We start from the raw sequence: 16,883 nt of genomic DNA on the forward strand, positions 1-16,883 counted from the left end.
TTGTCGGAGATTATCGCAGAGCCATATGCCGTTTTTGCGCTTGGACGCCAAGCGCCATGCACCTTAAAGTCCATGACACATTGCTAGCCGACCGGGTCAGAAAATGCACGTCCGCGCTGATGCACCGACCGACACTGCCTCGACGACCACTGCGGCCTGGCCCGACGAAATCTTCGCGATCCTGCAGAGTTTCGATGTCCGCCAGGTGCCTTATGTGCCGGATGCCGGCCATTCGCGGCTGATCGAACGTGTGCTCGCCTGCTCGACCATGCGCGGCATCCCGTTGACGACGGAAGAGGAAGGCGTGGCGCTGATGGTCGGCGCCTGGGCCGGCGGTCAGCGTGGGGCGCTGTTGATGCAATCGAGCGGGGTGGGCAATTGCATCAACATGCTGTCGCTGACGCAAATCTTTCGCTTCCCTTTCCTGACGCTGGTGACCATGCGCGGCGAGTGGGGCGAGTTCAATCCCTGGCAGGTGCCGATGGGCGCGAGCACACAAAGCGTGCTCGAACTTTCAGGCATCAGGGTGCTGCGCGCGTCGCATGCGCAGGAGGTGCGCGAGGTGGTCGAAGCCGCCGCCGGACAGGCTTACAACGCGCTCACGCCGACGGCGGTGTTGCTGTCGCAGCGGCTGATCGGCGCCAAGGTGTTCGTCAAATGAGCAAGCCCAATCTCCTCGACCGCCGTGACGTCGTCAAAGCGCTGCTCGTGAACCGAAAAGAGGCGATCGCGATCGGTGGGCTTGGCGCGTCTACCAACGACATCACCGCCGCCGGCGACCACGCCCGCAATTTCTATTTGTGGGGCGGCATGGGTGGGGCCGCGATGATGGGGCTTGGACTTGCGCTGGCGCAACCGAAGCTGCCGGTGGTGGTCATCACCGGGGACGGCGAGATGCTGATGGGCATGGGCAGCCTCGCAACCATCGGTCTGCAGAAGCCTGCGAACCTCTCGATCATGGTGCTCGACAACGAATGCTACGGCGAGACCGGAGGACAAACGAGCCACACCGCCTCCGCTGCCGATCTAGTTGGCGTGGCCAAGGCGTGCGGGATAGTGGACAGCCGCGCCATCTCGACCATGGCGGAAGTGGAGGCATTTGCGGTGTCGATGCAGGACGTCGCAACTGGTCCGCGCTTTGCTAGCGTGAAGATCGATGCCGCAAGTCTCGAGCGCGTGCTGCCGACGCGAGATGGTATGTTCGTACTGACGCGTCTGCGCAGCGACCTGGGGTTCGCGCCGATCTAAAGCATGATCCGGAAAAGTGTGTAGCGGTTTTCCGAAAAGATCATGCTCAATCAAAGACCTAAAGCGCGATGACGATTCATCCAAATCTCATCGTGCTTTAGAAAGCTGACGCTCGATCAATAGCTTGGCGCGCGCCAGACATCCCGAAGGATCATTCGACACGCCAGAAGCGACTTGCGCCGCAGCGAAAATCTTGACTTTGGTCGTAGGTGAGTGCTTACTCACGAGATGAGCACCCTCCGCATGACCAGCGATCTGCGGCGCCAGTTGATCCTGGGCGCCGCCAAGCGCTGCTTCGCCCGCCATGGCTTTGCCGGCACCACGACCAAGAGCGTGGCGGCAGCTGCCGCCATTTCGGAAGCTCTGCTGTTCAAGCACTTCCCGTCCAAGGCTGCGCTCTATGCCGAGATCCTGGCCGAAGAGTGCGAGGCCGATCCGGAGCTTGCGGATCTGCTCGGCAGGGAGCCGTCGACGGCGACGTTGGTCGAGCTGATCAAGGGCATGGTCCGGTACTTCCTCGAAATCTCGGACGGACCGGACGAGGAGGAAGCGCAGCGGATGCGGTTGATGGTCACAAGCCATCTCGATGACGGCGAGTTCGCACGCCTGCTCTATGCCAAGATCGAAAAACTGATAGGCAACACCTTCGTCGCTTCGCTGGAGCGTGCAATTGCCGCGGGCGAGGCGACGCGCATCGGCAGCGAGCCGCTCAATCTGTTCTGGTTCGCCCATCACGCCGTGATGTCTGCGGCAATGACAAGGCTTCCCGCCATACATTGCCTCTCCTACGGCGACGCCGCCAGTCTGGATCGCCAGCTCTGCGAGTTCCTGTTGCGTGGAATTGGACTTACCGAGGCCGTTATTGCTTCTCATTTGGACCGCCAGTTGACGCCCGCCGTGGCACAATCGGCGATTGCAGAAAGTGCATAACATGAATATCGCGACCGAACCCAGAATAGCGGGCAAGCCCATCGCCGAGCCGACACGCAAGCGGCCGGTGCGCATGGTGCTGTGGTTCTTCATTGTGGGAGGACTGCTGGCAGCGCTGGTGGGCGGCCTCGTCTGGTTCAATTATTTCCGCGGCCAGATGATCGCGCAGTTTTTCGCCAACAATAAGCCGCCGCCCATGAACGTCAGCGTAGTCGAGGCGAGGTCCGAAGTGGTGCCCAACCTTCTGACCGCGGTCGGCGAGCTTGTCGCCGTGCACCAGGTCAACGTCACGACCGATGTTTCTGGCCGCGTGACCCAGATCCTGTTCTCGCCGGGTGCCCATGTTGCACAGGATACGGCGCTGGTGCAGCTGTTCGATGCACCTGAACAGGGCGATCTCGCCAATTACAAGGCGCAGGCGACCGTTGCGCAGCTTTCGCTCGACCGCGCCAAGCAGCTTGCCGCGCGCCAGTTCGGCCCGCAGGCGACCGTGGACCAGGCGCAGGCGGCCTATGATCAGGCGCTGGCCGGCATTGCCAAGACGGAGGCCCTCATCTCGCAGAAGCTCGTGCGGGCGCCGTTCGCCGGCGAGCTCGGCGTCCGTCATGTCGAGGTCGGGCAATACCTGACCGCGGGCACAGCCATCGTGTCGCTGACCGACCTGTCTGAGCTCTATGCCAACTTCACCGTGCCGGAAAAGGACTCGGGCCAGCTCAAGGTCGGCCAGACCGTGCGGCTGGGCGTCGACGCCTATCCGGGCAGGATGTTCGAGGGCAAGATCACGACTATTGAGCCGCAGGTCGCGACCGACACGCGCAACCTCCGTGTGCAGGCCACCATCGCCAACCCCGATGAGCTCCTGAAGCCGGGCATGTTCGTCTCCACCACCGTGGTGTTGCCGGACAAGCCACCGGTCGTCACGGTCGCGGAGACCGCGGTGGACTACACCCTCTATGGCGATTCCGTCTTCCTCATCACCGAGAAGAAGTCGGACGACGGTAAGACCAGCCTGACGGCGGTGCGAACCTTCGTGCAGACGGGCAATAGGGTCGACGGCCGTGCCGAGATCCTCAAAGGTCTGAAGGCGGGTGACCGGGTTGTCGCGGTCGGTCAGAACAAGCTGCAATCGGGTGCCGCGGTCGCAATCTCGACCGATTCGCCGCCGCCGATCCCGACCCAAGTACCCCGGTATTAAGTGCCGCGTTACTGACGCTACGAACGCTCGAAACTGACAAGACCATTGGCATGACCCGTGCGCGGGTCACGGCCGAACTCAGGAACATGAGACCGCTGCGATGGCTTTAACCGATATCTTCATCAAGCGTCCGGTGCTGTCGGTCGTGGTCAGCTTGCTGATCCTTCTGATCGGCCTCCGCGCGGCCACGGTGCTGCCGATCCGGCAATATCCGAAACTGTCGAACACCGTCGTCAACGTGACGACCTCCTATCCCGGCGCATCCGCCGATCTGATTCAGGGCTTCATCACCACCCCGATCGAGCAGGCGGTCGCCTCCGCCGAGGGCGTCGACTACATCACCTCGTCCTCGGTGCTCGGCACCTCCACGATCCAGGTCTACATCAAACTCAATTTCGACCCGAACCAGGCGCTCACCGAGGTGCTCGCCAAGGTCAACTCGGTGAAATACCTCATCCCGAAAGAGTCTAACGACCCGGTCGTCACCAAGACCACCGGCCAGACCACGGCGGTGATGTATCTCGGCTTCTCCAGCGAGAACCTGACTGGCAGCGCGATCTCGGATTATCTGACGCGCGTGGTGCAGCCGGTGCTGTCGACTGTCGACGGCGTGGCGTCGGCCGATATCCTGGGTGGTCAGACCTTTGCGATGCGGCTCTGGCTTGATCCCGTGAAGATGGCGGGGCGCGGCGTGTCGCCCGCGGACGTGTCGGCCGCAATCGCGGCCAACAACTTCCAGGCGGCGGCGGGCCAGGCCAAGGGCTATTTCATGGTCTCCAACGTCACGGCCAATACCGATCTGCAGAACGTCGACCAGTTCAAGCGCATGATCGTCAAGGCCAAGGGCGGCGGCTTCGTGCGTATGGAGGACATCGCGACCGTCGAGCTTGCCGCGCAGAGCACCGACGCCAGCGTCGCCTTCAACGGCGAGCATGCGATCTTCATCGGTGTGCAGGCAACGCCGCAGGGCAATCCGCTCAACATCGTCAAGGGTGTGCGCGCATTGTTCCCGGAGCTCGAGCGCAACCTTCCACCGTCGCTGAAGATGAAAGTGGCCTACGACTCCACCAAGTTCATTCAGTCGTCGATCGACGAGGTGGAGAAGACGCTTGGAGAGGCCGTCATCATCGTCGTGGTGGTGATCTTCCTGTTCCTGGCCTCGCTGCGCTCGGTGGTGATTCCGGTCGTCACCATTCCGCTGTCGCTGATCGGCGTTTGCAGCATGATGCTGGCCCTGGGCTTCTCTTTCAATCTCCTGACGCTGCTTGCCATGGTGCTCGCGATCGGCCTCGTTGTCGACGACGCCATCGTCGTGGTGGAGAACATCCATCGCCATCTCGAGGAAGGCTTGCCGCCGGTGCAGGCCGCGCTCAAAGGCGCGCGCGAAATCGTCGGCCCGGTCATCTCCATGACCATCACGCTGGCCGCCGTGTACGCGCCGATCGGCTTCCTCGGCGGCCTCACCGGTTCGCTGTTCCGCGAATTCGCCTTCACGCTGGCGGGCTCGGTGATCGTGTCCGGCGTGATCGCGCTGACGCTGTCGCCGATGATGTGCTCGGTGTTCCTGAAGAGCGCCGAAGAGGGGCGCTTCGCAAAGCTCGTGAACCGCGTGTTCGGCGCCATGACGCGCTGGTACGGGCGCAGGCTGGACCGCTCGCTCGACTATCGCCCGATTACCGGCCTGTTCGCGCTCACGATCCTGGGCTTGGTCGGTTTCCTCTATCTGCACACCTCCAAGGAGCTCGCGCCCGAGGAGGACCAGGGCATCGTGTTTGCGGTGACCAAGGCGCCAAAATACGCCAATATCGATTACCTCGATTTCTACGGCGACAAGCTCGACAATGCGTTCAAGAAGTTCCCCGAGACCGACCTGCGCTTTGTGCTCAACGGCATCAACGGTCCGCAGGGCGGCATCGCCGGCATGCTGCTCAAGCCGTGGGACGAGCGCAAGCGCTCCTCTATCGCGTTGAAGCCGCTGGTGCAGGGCGAACTGTCAAAGATCGAGGGCGTCAATGCATTCGCCTTCAACCTGCCGCCGCTGCCGGGCGGACCGGGCGGCCTGCCGGTCCAGATGGTGATCAACTCGACCCAGGGCTTCCAGTCTGTCTATGAGCAGATGCTGAAGCTGAAAGATGCCGCGCGCAAGAGCGGCCTGTTCATCGTCAGCGACTCCGACCTCGAGTTCAACCAGCCGGTGGTGCGGATCAAGATCGATCGCTCCAAGGCCCAGGACCTCGGCGTCAACATGCAGAATGTCGGCGCTGCGCTCGCGACCCTGCTGGGCGGTAACTATGTCAACCGCTTCAACCTCGAGGGGCGCTCCTACCAGGTGATCCCGCAGGTGCCGCGTCAAAATCGCCTGACGCCGGAAGCACTCGGCGGCTATTACGTGACGACTGCGACCGGCTCGCAGCTGCCGCTGTCGACGGTCGTCTCGATCGAGACCGCGACCGATCCGAACGCGCTGACCCACTATAACCAGCTCAACTCCGCCACCTTCCAGGCGGTGCCGATGCCGGGCGTCACGGTCGGCCAGGCGGTGGACTTCCTGGAGGGCGAGGCAAAGAAGCTGCCGCAGGGCTTCAGCCACGACTATCTCGCCGACTCCCGGCAGTACGTGCAGGAGGGCAATCAGCTCCTGATCACCTTCGTGTTCGCGGTGATCATTATCTTCCTGGTGCTGGCGGCGCAGTTCGAAAGCCTCCGCGACCCGCTGGTCATCATGATCAGCGTGCCGATGGCGATCGTCGGCGCCTTGATCCCGCTGTTCTTCGGCATGGCGACGATGAACATCTACACGCAGGTCGGGCTGCTGACCCTGGTCGGCCTGATCAGCAAGCACGGCATCCTGATGGTGGAGTTCGCCAACGAGCTGCAGCTCAAGGAAGGGCTCGACCGCCGCTCGGCGATCGAGATGGCCGCGCGCGTCCGGCTCCGTCCGATCCTGATGACTACGGCGGCGATGGTCACGGGCCTGTTGCCGCTGCTGATGGCGACCGGCGCAGGCGCCGCCAGCCGCTTCTCGATCGGTCTTGTCGTGGTCGCCGGCATGTCCATCGGCACGCTGTTCACGCTGTTCGTGCTGCCGGCGGTCTATGTGGCAATCGCCACCGACCACCGCGCCGAAGCGACCTCCGAGCGCAACAAGGCGATCGCCGAAATCGATCTGGGCGGGCAGCTCAAGCCGACCTGATCACCTCAAATTCAGCTCACGCTGCGGGTGGCCCCAGGTGGGCCGCCCGTTTCGTTCTGGGACCTGTCCCGTGCTATCCTCGTCCCCGGCGCTGCCCCATCCGGCTGGGCCCGAACAGGATGCAGTGATGAAGCGACGGAATTTCCTGACTGGTCTCGGAACGGCCATGCTCGCCGGGGCAGGGATGGTGCGGGCGCAGCAGTCGGGCAAGACCTATCGGCTTGGCACGCTCCATCCAGTCTCTGCGATGACCGAGACCACGCCGTTTGGTAAATTCCTGATCTCGACGCTCACCGAGCGCGGCTACAGCCTTGGCCAGAACCTGACGATGGAGGCCCGCGGTGCAGCGGGAGACGCCGGCAAGATTCCGGCACTGCTGCAGGACCTGAAGGCGGGTGGGGCCGATGCTCTCGTCATCGTCGGCTATCCGACGGCCCTGGCGGCCAAATCATTGGGCGTCCCGACGGTCGCTGCGCTCGGCCTCGGTGATCCCGTCGCGACCGGGTTGATCCAGTCTCTCGCGCATCCCGGCGGCAACATCACAGGCATCTCCGATGCCGCGGCCGAGCTCTCGGCAAAACGGCTGTCGTTACTGACGCAATTGTCGCCCGGCTTGAAAAGAGTGGCGATGCTCTGGAACAAGGACGACCTCGGCATGACATTGCGCTACGAGGCCTCGGCCAAGGCCGCCCGAGCGCTGGGCGTCACAGTGCTGGCGCTCGGGGTGAGCGAGCCTGACGATTTCAACGAGGCCTTCACGGTGATGGATGGCGAGCGGCCGGATGCCATCCTGATGGTCGCCGACGCCCTGACCAATCTGAACCGCAAGCGGGTGTTCGAATTCGCCGCCCAGAGGAAGCTGCCGGCTGTCTACGAATATGATTTCCTGGCCCGCGATGGCGGGCTGATGTCGTATGGCCCCGATGTGAGGGAATCCTTCGAGCGGGCCGCCGATCTGGTCGACCGGATATTCAGGGGGGCAAATCCTGGCGATCTACCCTTCGAGCAGCCGACCCGCTATCCGCTGGTCCTCAACCTGAACACCGCCAAGGCCATGGGCCTGGACATCCCGCCGACGCTGTCGGCCCTGGCGGACGAGGTGATCGAATAACTTACCGCGCTGCGGCAAGAGACAAGCTGGGGCCTTCTTGCTAGAAAGTGCCGATGACCATTTCCCTGCACCCGGACACGCCCCAAGGCCATGGCCAGGCCCGTACGATGGAGCCAACGGCTGTCGCGGGTGCCGCGCAGCCCAAGGCTGCAGCGAGGTCCCGGAGCCGGCTGTTCATCAAATATGTCGCCCTGTTCGTCGCAGTGGTCGGCATCGCGCTGCTCTCGAACGGGATATTCGAGGTCATCTTCTATTACCGCGAGCACAAGGCCGCCCTGATCCGCATCCAGCATGAGCAGGCAGTGGCGGCTGCCGCCAAGATCAGCCAGTTCGTCAAGGAGATCGAGAGCCAGCTCGGCTGGACCACCCAGTTGCCCTGGTCTGCCGGCTCGATCGAGCAGCGCCGGTTCGATGCGCTCAGGCTGTTGCGCCAGGTGCCTGCCATCACCGAGCTTGCCCAGGTCGATGCCAGCGGCAAGGAACGCTTGAGGGTATCGCGGCTTGCCATGGACGTGATCGACAGCGGCATTGACCTGTCGAACGATCCGAAATTCACCGAAGCCGTCGCCCACAAGGTCTATTACGGCCCGGTCTATTTCCGCCGGGAGTCCGAGCCCTATATGACGCTCGCGCTCGCCGGCACCCGCAAGGACGCCGGCGTCAGCATCGCGGAGGTCAATCTCAAGCTGATCTGGGACGTGGTCTCTCAGATCAAGGTCGGCGAGCATGGCCGCGCCTATGTGGTGGGCGCGCAAGGGAGGCTGATCGCCCATCCCGACATCAGCCTTGTGTTGCGCAACACCGACATGTCCAAACTCGTCCAGGTCAAGGCGTCGCTTGCGGGAGAGGTGATGTCGGACGAACTGCAGGGCGCGCCTAACATCCAGGGCCAGAGGGTTCTGACCGCATCCGCCCCGATCGCCCCACTGCGCTGGACCATGTTCGTCGAGCTGCCGGTGGAGGAGGCCTATGCCTCGCTCTACACGGCGTTGGAACGCCTCGCCATCGTGCTGCTCGCGGCCTCGATCTTCGCGGTGCTGGCCGGAATCTTCCTGGCACGCCGCATGGTCGGTCCGATCCAGGCGCTGCGTGCCGGCGCCGCGCGCATGGGCGGTGGCGATTTTTCCCAGCGCATCTCGATCAAGACCGGCGACGAACTCGAGGGGCTCGCCGACCAGTTCAACGACATGGGTGCGCGGCTGCAGGAATCCTATGCGGATTTGGAAAACAAGGTTGAACAGCGTACCGCTGAGTTGACGGAGTCGCTGCAGCAGCAGACCGCGACCTCGAACGTCCTGAAAGTCATAAGCCGCTCAGCATTCGACCTCGAGTCTGTCATGAACACGCTCACGCGGTCGGCGCAGGAGCTTTGTGGCGCGACGGGCGGCGGATTGTTCCTGCGTGACGGTGATCGGCTGGTGTGCAAGGGAATTGCAGCGGTAGACGCGACGGTGAGAGAGATGATGCTGCGCAATCCCGTTCCGCTCGATGGGGAATCGCACATGGGGCGCGCGGTGCTGACCGGCACGGTGGTCAACATTCCGGATTTCGAGAATTCGAGCACGAATTTGCGGCAATTCCAGCAGGCGATAGGCTTCAAGTCGTTTCTGGCAGTCCCCTTGATGCGGGAAGGACGAGGTGTCGGCGTATTTACGCTCTCGCGCAACGAACCCGGTCTCTTCAGCCAGCGGCAGGTCGAATTGGTGCAGGGCTTCGCCGACCAGGCCGTGATCGCGATCGAAAATGTCAGATTGTTCGACGAGGTGCAGGCACGCACGCAGGAGCTGTCGCGATCGCTCGACGATTTGCGCACCGCGCAGGACCGCCTGATCCAGACCGAGAAGCTTGCGTCCCTCGGCCAGCTCACTGCCGGCATCGCGCATGAGATCAAGAACCCGCTCAACTTCGTCAACAATTTCTCGGCGCTGTCGAGCGAACTGATCGACGAATTGAACGAGGTGCTCAAGTCAGCCAATCTCGACGAAAAGACGAGAGAGGAGATCGAGGAGCTCACCCACATGCTCAAGGGCAATCTCGAAAAGGTCGTGCAGCACGGCAAGCGTGCCGATTCCATCGTGAAGAACATGCTGCTGCATTCGCGCGAGGGCAGCGGCGAGCGCCGCCCGGCGGACATCAACGCCATCGTCGAGGAGAGCCTCAATCTCGCCTATCACGGCGCGCGGGCGGAAAGACCCGGCTTCAACATCACACTCAAGCGCGAGCTGGATCCCGAGGCGGGCATGGCCGATCTCTATCCGCAGGAGATCACCCGGGTGTTTCTGAACCTGATTTCAAACGGCTTCTATGCCGCCACCAAACGCAAGGAAATCGGTGAACAGGACTTTGAGCCGACGTTGACCGCATCGACGAGAGATCTCGGCGACAGGGTGGAGATCCGGATCCGCGACAACGGCATCGGGATTCCGCCTGAGGTGAAGGAAAAGATCTTCAATCCTTTCTTCACCACCAAGCCGGCTGGCGAGGGTACGGGGCTCGGCCTGTCGATGAGCCATGACATCGTGGTGAAGCAGCACGGCGGCACGATCGACGTCGATACGAGGCCGGGCGCCTTTACCGAGTTCATCATTACGCTGCCGCGCCAGCTCGCGGCGCAGGAAATTGCCGGAGGCAGGCAGGCAGTATGACGGCGACCATTCTTTTTGTCGACGACGAGCCCGACCTCGAGGCGCTGGTGCTGCAGAAGTTCCGCAGGCGCATTCGTGAGGGCGCGGTGACCTTCATGTTCGCGCATGACGGGCTCGACGCGCTGCAGTCGCTCGAGGCGCATCCGCATGTCGACATGGTCGTGTCGGACATCAACATGCCGCGGATGGACGGGCTGTCGTTGCTCGCGAAGCTGCAAGAGGCCGAGGACAAGAAGTCGACCATCATCGTCTCCGCCTACGGCGACATGAGCAATATCCGCGCCGCGATGAACCGCGGAGCGTTCGATTTCCTGACAAAGCCGATCGATTTCGCCGATCTCGAAACCACTATCGACAAGACCATCCGCCATGTCGAGATGTTGCGAGAGGCGCGGCGCCGCCAGGCGGAGGCCGAGCGGGCGCATGCCTCGCTGTCCCGTTATTTCTCGCCGCAGATCGCAAGCCGCCTGGCCTGTGCCGACGGCGAGAGCGACGGCATGGAGGTGCATTGGCGCGATGTCGCCACCATCTTCACCGACATCACCGGTTTCACCTCGCTGGTCGAAACAGTGGCGCCAGAGGTGCTCGGCGAACTCCTCAACGAATATGTCGGCGGCATGACCGATGTCGTGTTCGCGCATGAGGGTACGGTAGCCAAGATCATCGGCGATGCCATCCAGGTGCTGTTCAACGCACCCGAGGAACAGTCGGATTATGCCGCGCGTGCGGTCGCCTGTGCGCATGATCTCGATTCCTGGGCCGAGGAATTTCGCAGGCGCTGGAAGACCAAGGCCGTCAATTTCGGGCTGACCCGTATCGGCGTTCATGCCGGTCCGGCGCTCGTCGGCAATTTCGGCGGCGGGCGGTTCTTCGATTACACGGCCTACGGCGACACCATCAACACCGCAGCGCGGCTGGAAGCTGCGAACAAATTCCTGGGCACGCGCATTTGCGTCAGCGCGACCATCGCCGGTGGCGTGCCGGATTTCCGGGGCCGGCCGGTCGGCGACCTCGTGCTGCGCGGCCGTAGCGAGCCGTTACGCGCGTTCGAGCCGCTTCGGCCCGCCGACTTCCAGGCGCCGGCGGTCGCGCAATATTCCGAGGCTTTCGCAAAGCTCGAGGCGGGCGATGCCACCGCAATGCCGGCCTTCGCTGCGCTGGTCGGTTCACACGCGGAGGATGCGCTTGCCGGCTTTCATCTCAAGCGATTGTTGAACGGTGCCAAGGGCGTCCGCATGCAGCTGGAATAGAACAAGAGGACATATTTCTAAAATATGTAATTATAACAATAAGTTGGTCTGTTTTTTTCGATCGATATATCGATTGTGGCAACATCCGTGGCAACCTCATGCATATTTCGCGTGACTTTAAACGCCCCGCGGTACGCCCGCCACCGGCGCAAGGATTTTCCTAGCAAATCATACGTAGCTTAATCAGCGGGTCCCAGGTTCGAGCCCTGCGCCCACCAAGCAAATTAACATCTTAGCTGGTGTTCGAAGCAAATGGTGCGATGGCAAATACCACGCCGCCGGCACGATCGACCCGAAGATGCAGCCAGTAGGGAATGATCCGGACGAGATCAGTGGGATGATCGGTCACAGCGGCCAAGAGCAGCGCTGCAACACCGACAGCAACCGAAAGCCACATTGCGACCGGCGGCAATCATCTCGGGCGCCTTGAGAACTGAGGTCGTCAGCGAGACTGCAGCGGCGAGAACCCAGTAGTACCAGGCGTCAAGCCCGGTGAAATGGAAAGCGGAGGGGGTAGTGATGGAGACCACACCCAATGCGCGGTCTACCCAGAGATGCGGACTGTAACGGACGACCCGGAAGAGCCCCGTCGGGTGGTCCATGGGAGCCGGCAGCAGTAGTGCCGTGACGCGGAACACCACCGAAAGCCACGGCGCGACAGGATTGCTCTTGCCTAGCTTCAGCGGGAATGGCGCGGCCATCAAGATGATGGCAACAGGATAGTCGATTAGGTAGGTGTGGATGGATTTTTTGATGAAGCGAAAGGGCATGGCGTAACTCCTGCACGCTGGGCTGCTGGATCGAGTTCTTGGGACATCGAGAGTAGGCGCTGCGCACACGAACGGTGGATCGACTGCGTTGTGATCGATGGGCCACTCGTGCTGCCACCAAGTATCGATGAGATGTATGAGGACGGTAGTCCCGTCTGCGCGCCGTTAGAAATGTCAGATTGTTATCGTTTTCATTCTCTCCGGCGACCGCGTCTAAAGCTTTCAGACGTCAAGGACCCCAGCGCAGAGGTCAGAGCAAGCCTCGAGTAGAAATCTTTTCCGTTCGAATGCTCCCGGCTTTGTCCATCCTAACTGATGCCAACCTAGCACCGGCGGAGCGAGAGCCTTCCATTCGATTTTGAGCAAATCTTGTTCTGACCCCGTGTTCACGGTTCGCACAAAGTAGCGTGAATCTACACATCGTTCTTGGCGTCCCGTCCTCTTCGATTTGATACGCAACGAAGACGCGTTTTGCCCTGACCGATGGTTTGAAGGGTCAGTCCCGTAGTGCTTTCGGAAGGCTCGAGTGAGGCTGTTGCGGCTCTGATACCCCGCGTGAATGCAACTTGCTCAATGGACAATGCACTCGCAGCGATCTTCACGGGCTTTCTCCCTCTGAGCGACCCTGCACCTATGCCCCGTTGGGTTTCACACCGTACTTTTGATAGTAGGCGCTCCTGATTTCGTCCTGACTTCGAGGAGGGCGGGCAAAGACATGGGCTGGAGACAGCAACGGGGTGATCGAAGTGGTTTCGATTTTGACAACGTGATCGACAGGATACTCAAGGCCATTCGTCGCGCGAACCCAGTTGGCGATCATCAAAGACTCGTCATCGTCTGGCGTCAGTATCAACGCACGGCCCTTGAATCGATAACCGCGCCTCTGGAAAATGTTGACTACGTTAATTTCGACGGCGGGATCGCGCTTCAAGTTCAGTATCGTCCGGGGCGAAGCGATATCGGCGAAGTAGAGAGCGCCGTTTATGACCGTCAAAGACGCCTTCGGCGAAAGATTGGGCGTTCCGTCCTCGTTGACTGTCGCGACGAACGACAGTATCGCCTGCTTGATGATCGCCTCCATGTCGGCAGTGATTTCAATCATAGATATCCTCGTTTCGCTCTTCGCGAACCCTCTCTAGCCCACTCGTACTGGGCCTCGCCGACAATGCCAGCCGGAGCGTTCCGTCCTGGTGAGCGTAGCTGATCACTGGTGCCACGTTTTGCATTGAGCCGTGCATCCGTCGTCTCCCGGAGAATTCGGGCGCACAGGTCCAAATCTCCGACCAGGTAGTTTCACCAAATGGCGGTGATCGTCGACGCCGGGCTGAAGAGTGGCTCCATCGCCGAGAGCTGCCGTGGCGCACATATTTCAGGCGGCCCGTCGCACCGCCGTCCCAAGATTATTGTCGATCAGGTACCGCCAGTGTCCATCCGCGCCGCGGCGCACGATATCGCTTGCCGAGCCTCCGAGGTGCACGTGCTTGCCGTCGGGACCTGTGCCATCAATTGACCAGTCCAGCACGATCTGGGCGATATCGTCGGCGACGAATACATGACGCGCATTGGCCTCCAGCGGCAGGCCGAGGCCGAAATCGCGCTCGAGTTCGGCGGCGATCTCGGTGTGATCAGTGATGGTTCGCCCGTCTTTCGCGATGAACACGGCTTCGGGAGCATACAAGCCCATCATCGCGCTGACCTTGCCGGAGTTGAATCGCTCGAGCAGCGACGCGACAATGCCTTCGGGTTCAGTAGGGAGTGAGAAGGACTCCGACATCAGGGGTCTCCTGTTCGTGTTGGTTGAACTGCGATGCCGCGATGATACGCATGTTGTGGCAGCTATTGATCGCAGCGCTGGACGAACTTTTCCAATAGCCGATGCGTATAGTTTTCATGGCAACGGGGAATGACGCGGTGCCAGTCTTCAATCCATTCGTAAGTCAAGGCGAGTTGCGCGGGCCGCTACAGCGTCACGCCGCGCTGCGAGCGGCGACGGCGCGTCGGTCCAGGGCGCTGTCGCAAAGGCGCCGACGCGCGGTCCGGGCGCGCAAGCTGACCTGTAATATCCGTAGTCGTAGGCTCCATAGTATGAATTATAGGTGGGATAGGCCCTGTACGAAGGGTAGGAATGACCCCGCCGCACCAGATCGCTCACGACCGTCGTCACGGCTGGTACCGCCGCCTTGATCGACGTGCGATAGACGATCATTATTGATGCCGCGCCACGTGATGCCGCAGCGAGGAATGCCACTAGCCGCATCTGCAGAGACTGCCATTGCCACTCTCACGAGTAGTCACCGCCGCATGATGCCGAGATAGTCGCGCTTCCCGATCTTCGCTCCGAGGTGTCTGAGGATCGCGTGCGCGAATGCCGGAGCAAGCTCGGCATGAGGAGGCGGGATCGGGGCCCGTCATTTACATCAAAGCGCCTGCACCTTGCGCGTCAGCCTTGCGAACATTGTCCTTGTTCGAGGCAGGGGCAGACGCGCGGCGGAATTTGTCCAGCGCGCTCGTCCAGTCGCAAACACGAGCAACCTTGATGAACGCGTCAAGCGCCGGCGAATACTGCCTCCCCGCCATGGCCAAAAGCTGCACCTCGCGCCGGACGGGGTCGCCCTCAATTGGAATAGCGGCGAGCGACGGCAGCCTGGGAGCGTGCTCTGGCGCCAGGATGGCCCCAAAACCGGCGGATGCCATTTGCTGAAGATGCCTTTCCTGATCGCTCCTGTGCACAACTTTAGGGCCTGGATGGTCGGCAAAACAAGTCTTCTTGAATCGGTCCGCGACGTCGCATCCGACCCTTTCGAGAAACACCGCCTCATGCAAGTCTTGGAGCGGGATAACGGTTTGCCCCGCCATCGGATGTTTTCGAGACAGGACGAGAACGTACCGCTCCTCGAACAGCTGCCAGCGATCGATACGCTCAGGTAGCTCCACGGCGTCACCGACGAGTGCGGCATTGATCTCGCCGTCCAAAAGCATCGCAACGAGCCCGTTGGCATCCGCCTCGCGCAGATCCACTCGAAGGTCAGGGATTATCCTGGCGAGCTCCAAGAGCAATTCCGTGATGAGTGCGGCGGAGACTGACGGCACCAGCCCGATCTTGAGCGGGGCAATTGTCTTCTTTTGATAGCCTCGCGCCTGAAGCCGTACCGCCTCCATGGCGGCAAATATTTTCTCCAGCGTGGGCAAAATCATTTTTCCCAGCTCAGTGAGCTGGGTGAGGTGACGTTCACGGTGAATCAGCGCGCCACCGAGTTCTTGCTCCAGCTTCTGTACCGCCTTTGTCAGCGCCGGCTGGGTCACATTGCATTGCTCCGCAGCCCGCGTAAAATTGAGTGTCCTTGCTAGGGCTAGGAAATATCGCACCTGATGAAGCTGCAGCTGCATACTCATACTCGAAAGATTTGCCGTGGTTCGGGCCGTTCAAGTTCGTTGCCATAGTAGGAACTTCTTACTTCAGGCGACGCCAAGCTGCGAAGTCACTTGTCCAGCAGAGGATAGAACAGGGTCCAAACGTCATCGTTCTTGGCACTCGCGATATGGCAGAAGGCGCGTTTCCTCCTTTGCTCTCACTTAGGCGGTCTGAGCGTGTGGCTCATGATGATTGAATTATAGTAGCCCCACCCGTAGGTGTTGGCCAAACGCTTGGTATCCTTGACGGTTACATCGGCGCCATTAGTCGATGCAGTTAACGCTGGGAATATGCGCATCCTTGTTCTCCGTGACCCTGCTGTGCCCGATGTTCTTGCGAACTAGAGATAGAGCGGTTTGGTCGCGGCGTTAAGCGCAGTTCTTGTTACGGCGTTCTCATTCTTGCGGTTTGTTGTGAGCCTCCTCCGAATTGATGGACACCCTGTAGTAGGCTTGAAGAGCCAGGAGGTTCGGATGGAAGGACGTCAACGTCGGTCGTTTACGGGACGACTACAAGCGGCAAGCGGTTGATCTCGTAGCGTCGAGGGGGCGCCCGATCGGATCTGTTGCCAGGGAGCTTGGCTTGCGCGGTTCCGTGCTGCTCAAGGATTCCGTGCTGCTCAAGACGGAGTTCGTCCACCACAGGTACTATGCAACACGGGCGGAAGCCACGGATATCTTTGCCTATATCGAAGGCTTCTACAATCGAACTCGTCGTCACTCCGCCATCGGCTTTATCAGCCCGATCGAGATGGAGCTAAAAAAGCAGCTTAACTCTGTCCATTTTTTCGGGGGAAGATCAGTTCAAATCACGCTGCCTGATTTGATTGTGTAGGCAGCGTGAATTGAAAAGTCGCGCCCCGAGGTTGGGCGGCGGTGGCCCATAGGCGCCCCCCATGCGCTTCAATGATGGAGCGGCAGATCGATAGACCCATCCCCAAGCCGCCAGNCTTTGTCGTGTAGAAGGCCTCAAAGATGCGCTCGAGATCCGATGAACTCAGACCTGGACCCGAATCCAGCACTGCGACGAGCATGCCGTCCGGCTCGCCCTTACCGGTGGTGATCACCAGCTCTCGCGCCCCCTCGCTGACCGAGCTTAATGCTTCGACGGCGTTGACGATCAGGTTCAT

At 61.1% G+C, this 16,883-nt stretch carries 14 protein-coding genes and 1 pseudogene; 9 read left to right on the plus strand and 6 right to left on the minus strand.

The window, feature by feature from the left end:
* Window positions 1-103: 103 nt before the first annotated feature.
* The 8 genes from A3AI_RS0135140 to A3AI_RS0135175 all read left to right on the plus strand — a co-directional run bounded on the left by A3AI_RS0135140 (window position 104) and on the right by A3AI_RS0135175 (window position 11,572).
* Window positions 104-661 carry a phosphonopyruvate decarboxylase gene (locus A3AI_RS0135140; protein ID WP_024520029.1) on the plus strand — a complete coding sequence of 186 codons (558 nt, stop codon included), beginning with the start codon at window positions 104-106 and terminating at the stop codon, window positions 659-661.
* The gene (locus A3AI_RS0135145) at window positions 658-1,248 is read left to right on the plus strand and encodes a thiamine pyrophosphate-dependent enzyme (RefSeq protein ID WP_024520030.1); all 591 of its coding nucleotides are present in this window, start codon (window positions 658-660) and stop codon (window positions 1,246-1,248) included. The genes A3AI_RS0135140 and A3AI_RS0135145 overlap by 4 nt, the downstream gene beginning before the upstream one ends.
* A gap of 228 nt (window positions 1,249-1,476) precedes the next feature.
* On the plus strand, window positions 1,477-2,178 hold the full coding sequence (locus A3AI_RS0135150; RefSeq protein ID WP_024520031.1) for a TetR/AcrR family transcriptional regulator: 702 nt from the start codon (window positions 1,477-1,479) through the stop codon (window positions 2,176-2,178).
* Window position 2,179: 1 nt separating this feature from the next.
* Entirely contained in the window at window positions 2,180-3,373 is a 1,194-nt protein-coding gene (locus tag A3AI_RS0135155; RefSeq protein WP_024520032.1) for an efflux RND transporter periplasmic adaptor subunit, read from the plus strand.
* Window positions 3,374-3,473: 100 nt separating this feature from the next.
* Entirely contained in the window at window positions 3,474-6,566 is a 3,093-nt protein-coding gene (locus A3AI_RS0135160) for a MexW/MexI family multidrug efflux RND transporter permease subunit (protein ID WP_024520033.1), read from the plus strand.
* A 127-nt stretch (window positions 6,567-6,693) separates the two neighbouring features.
* Window positions 6,694-7,677, plus strand: a complete 984-nt coding sequence (locus A3AI_RS0135165) for an ABC transporter substrate-binding protein (protein WP_198030303.1) — start codon at window positions 6,694-6,696, stop codon at window positions 7,675-7,677.
* 53 nt (window positions 7,678-7,730) lie between these two features.
* The gene (locus A3AI_RS0135170) at window positions 7,731-10,322 is read left to right on the plus strand and encodes an ATP-binding protein (protein ID WP_024520035.1); all 2,592 of its coding nucleotides are present in this window, start codon (window positions 7,731-7,733) and stop codon (window positions 10,320-10,322) included.
* Window positions 10,319-11,572: an adenylate/guanylate cyclase domain-containing protein gene (locus A3AI_RS0135175; protein WP_024520036.1), complete on the plus strand. Its 1,254-nt coding sequence runs from the start codon at window positions 10,319-10,321 to the stop codon at window positions 11,570-11,572. Before A3AI_RS0135170 ends, A3AI_RS0135175 begins: the two co-directional genes overlap by 4 nt.
* Before the next feature lie 329 nt (window positions 11,573-11,901).
* On the opposite strand, the gene A3AI_RS46675 is transcribed toward A3AI_RS0135175, so the two are convergent.
* The 5 genes from A3AI_RS46675 to A3AI_RS0135200 all read right to left on the minus strand — a co-directional run bounded on the left by A3AI_RS46675 (window position 11,902) and on the right by A3AI_RS0135200 (window position 15,729).
* On the minus strand, window positions 11,902-12,342 hold the full coding sequence (locus A3AI_RS46675; RefSeq protein ID WP_024520037.1) for a hypothetical protein: 441 nt from the start codon (window positions 12,340-12,342) through the stop codon (window positions 11,902-11,904).
* Window positions 12,343-12,973: 631 nt separating this feature from the next.
* Complete coding sequence (locus A3AI_RS0135190; protein ID WP_024520038.1) at window positions 12,974-13,444, minus strand: pyridoxamine 5'-phosphate oxidase family protein; 471 nt, start codon at window positions 13,442-13,444, stop codon at window positions 12,974-12,976.
* 267 nt (window positions 13,445-13,711) lie between these two features.
* Window positions 13,712-14,116 (minus strand): YybH family protein, encoded by a 405-nt coding sequence (locus A3AI_RS0135195; RefSeq protein ID WP_024520039.1) that lies wholly within the window; start codon window positions 14,114-14,116, stop codon window positions 13,712-13,714.
* 147 nt (window positions 14,117-14,263) lie between these two features.
* Entirely contained in the window at window positions 14,264-14,548 is a 285-nt protein-coding gene (locus tag A3AI_RS49000; protein ID WP_198030305.1) for a hypothetical protein, read from the minus strand.
* A gap of 206 nt (window positions 14,549-14,754) precedes the next feature.
* On the minus strand, window positions 14,755-15,729 hold the full coding sequence (locus A3AI_RS0135200) for a LysR family transcriptional regulator (RefSeq protein ID WP_051382629.1): 975 nt from the start codon (window positions 15,727-15,729) through the stop codon (window positions 14,755-14,757).
* 643 nt (window positions 15,730-16,372) lie between these two features.
* Here A3AI_RS0135200 and A3AI_RS0135205 point away from each other — a divergent pair.
* A pseudogene (locus tag A3AI_RS0135205) lies at window positions 16,373-16,588 on the plus strand (IS3 family transposase); the annotation flags it as partial.
* Here the strand turns inward: A3AI_RS0135205 and A3AI_RS0135210 are convergent.
* Entirely contained in the window at window positions 16,563-16,883 is a 321-nt protein-coding gene (locus A3AI_RS0135210; RefSeq protein ID WP_024520042.1) for an ATP-binding protein, read from the minus strand. The pseudogene A3AI_RS0135205 and the gene A3AI_RS0135210 overlap by 26 nt on opposite strands.

Source organism: Bradyrhizobium sp. Tv2a-2 (assembly GCF_000472425.1).
Lineage (GTDB): Bacteria > Pseudomonadota > Alphaproteobacteria > Rhizobiales > Xanthobacteraceae > Bradyrhizobium.

Bases quoted from the DNA above. Each gene is read 5' to 3' on its own strand.
- A3AI_RS0135140 (WP_024520029.1), top strand. From the start codon at position 104: ATGCACGTCCGCGCTGATGCACCGACCGACACTGCCTCGACGACCACT.
- A3AI_RS0135145 (WP_024520030.1), top strand. From the start codon at position 658: ATGAGCAAGCCCAATCTCCTCGACCGCCGTGACGTCGTCAAAGCGCTG.
- A3AI_RS0135150 (WP_024520031.1), top strand. From the start codon at position 1,477: ATGAGCACCCTCCGCATGACCAGCGATCTGCGGCGCCAGTTGATCCTG.
- A3AI_RS0135155 (WP_024520032.1), top strand. From the start codon at position 2,180: ATGAATATCGCGACCGAACCCAGAATAGCGGGCAAGCCCATCGCCGAG.
- A3AI_RS0135160 (WP_024520033.1), top strand. From the start codon at position 3,474: ATGGCTTTAACCGATATCTTCATCAAGCGTCCGGTGCTGTCGGTCGTG.
- A3AI_RS0135165 (WP_198030303.1), top strand. From the start codon at position 6,694: ATGAAGCGACGGAATTTCCTGACTGGTCTCGGAACGGCCATGCTCGCC.
- A3AI_RS0135170 (WP_024520035.1), top strand. From the start codon at position 7,731: ATGACCATTTCCCTGCACCCGGACACGCCCCAAGGCCATGGCCAGGCC.
- A3AI_RS0135175 (WP_024520036.1), top strand. From the start codon at position 10,319: ATGACGGCGACCATTCTTTTTGTCGACGACGAGCCCGACCTCGAGGCG.
- A3AI_RS46675 (WP_024520037.1), bottom strand. From the start codon at position 12,342: ATGCCCTTTCGCTTCATCAAAAAATCCATCCACACCTACCTAATCGAC.
- A3AI_RS0135190 (WP_024520038.1), bottom strand. From the start codon at position 13,444: ATGATTGAAATCACTGCCGACATGGAGGCGATCATCAAGCAGGCGATA.
- A3AI_RS0135195 (WP_024520039.1), bottom strand. From the start codon at position 14,116: ATGTCGGAGTCCTTCTCACTCCCTACTGAACCCGAAGGCATTGTCGCG.
- A3AI_RS49000 (WP_198030305.1), bottom strand. From the start codon at position 14,548: ATGATCGTCTATCGCACGTCGATCAAGGCGGCGGTACCAGCCGTGACG.
- A3AI_RS0135200 (WP_051382629.1), bottom strand. From the start codon at position 15,729: ATGCAGCTGCAGCTTCATCAGGTGCGATATTTCCTAGCCCTAGCAAGG.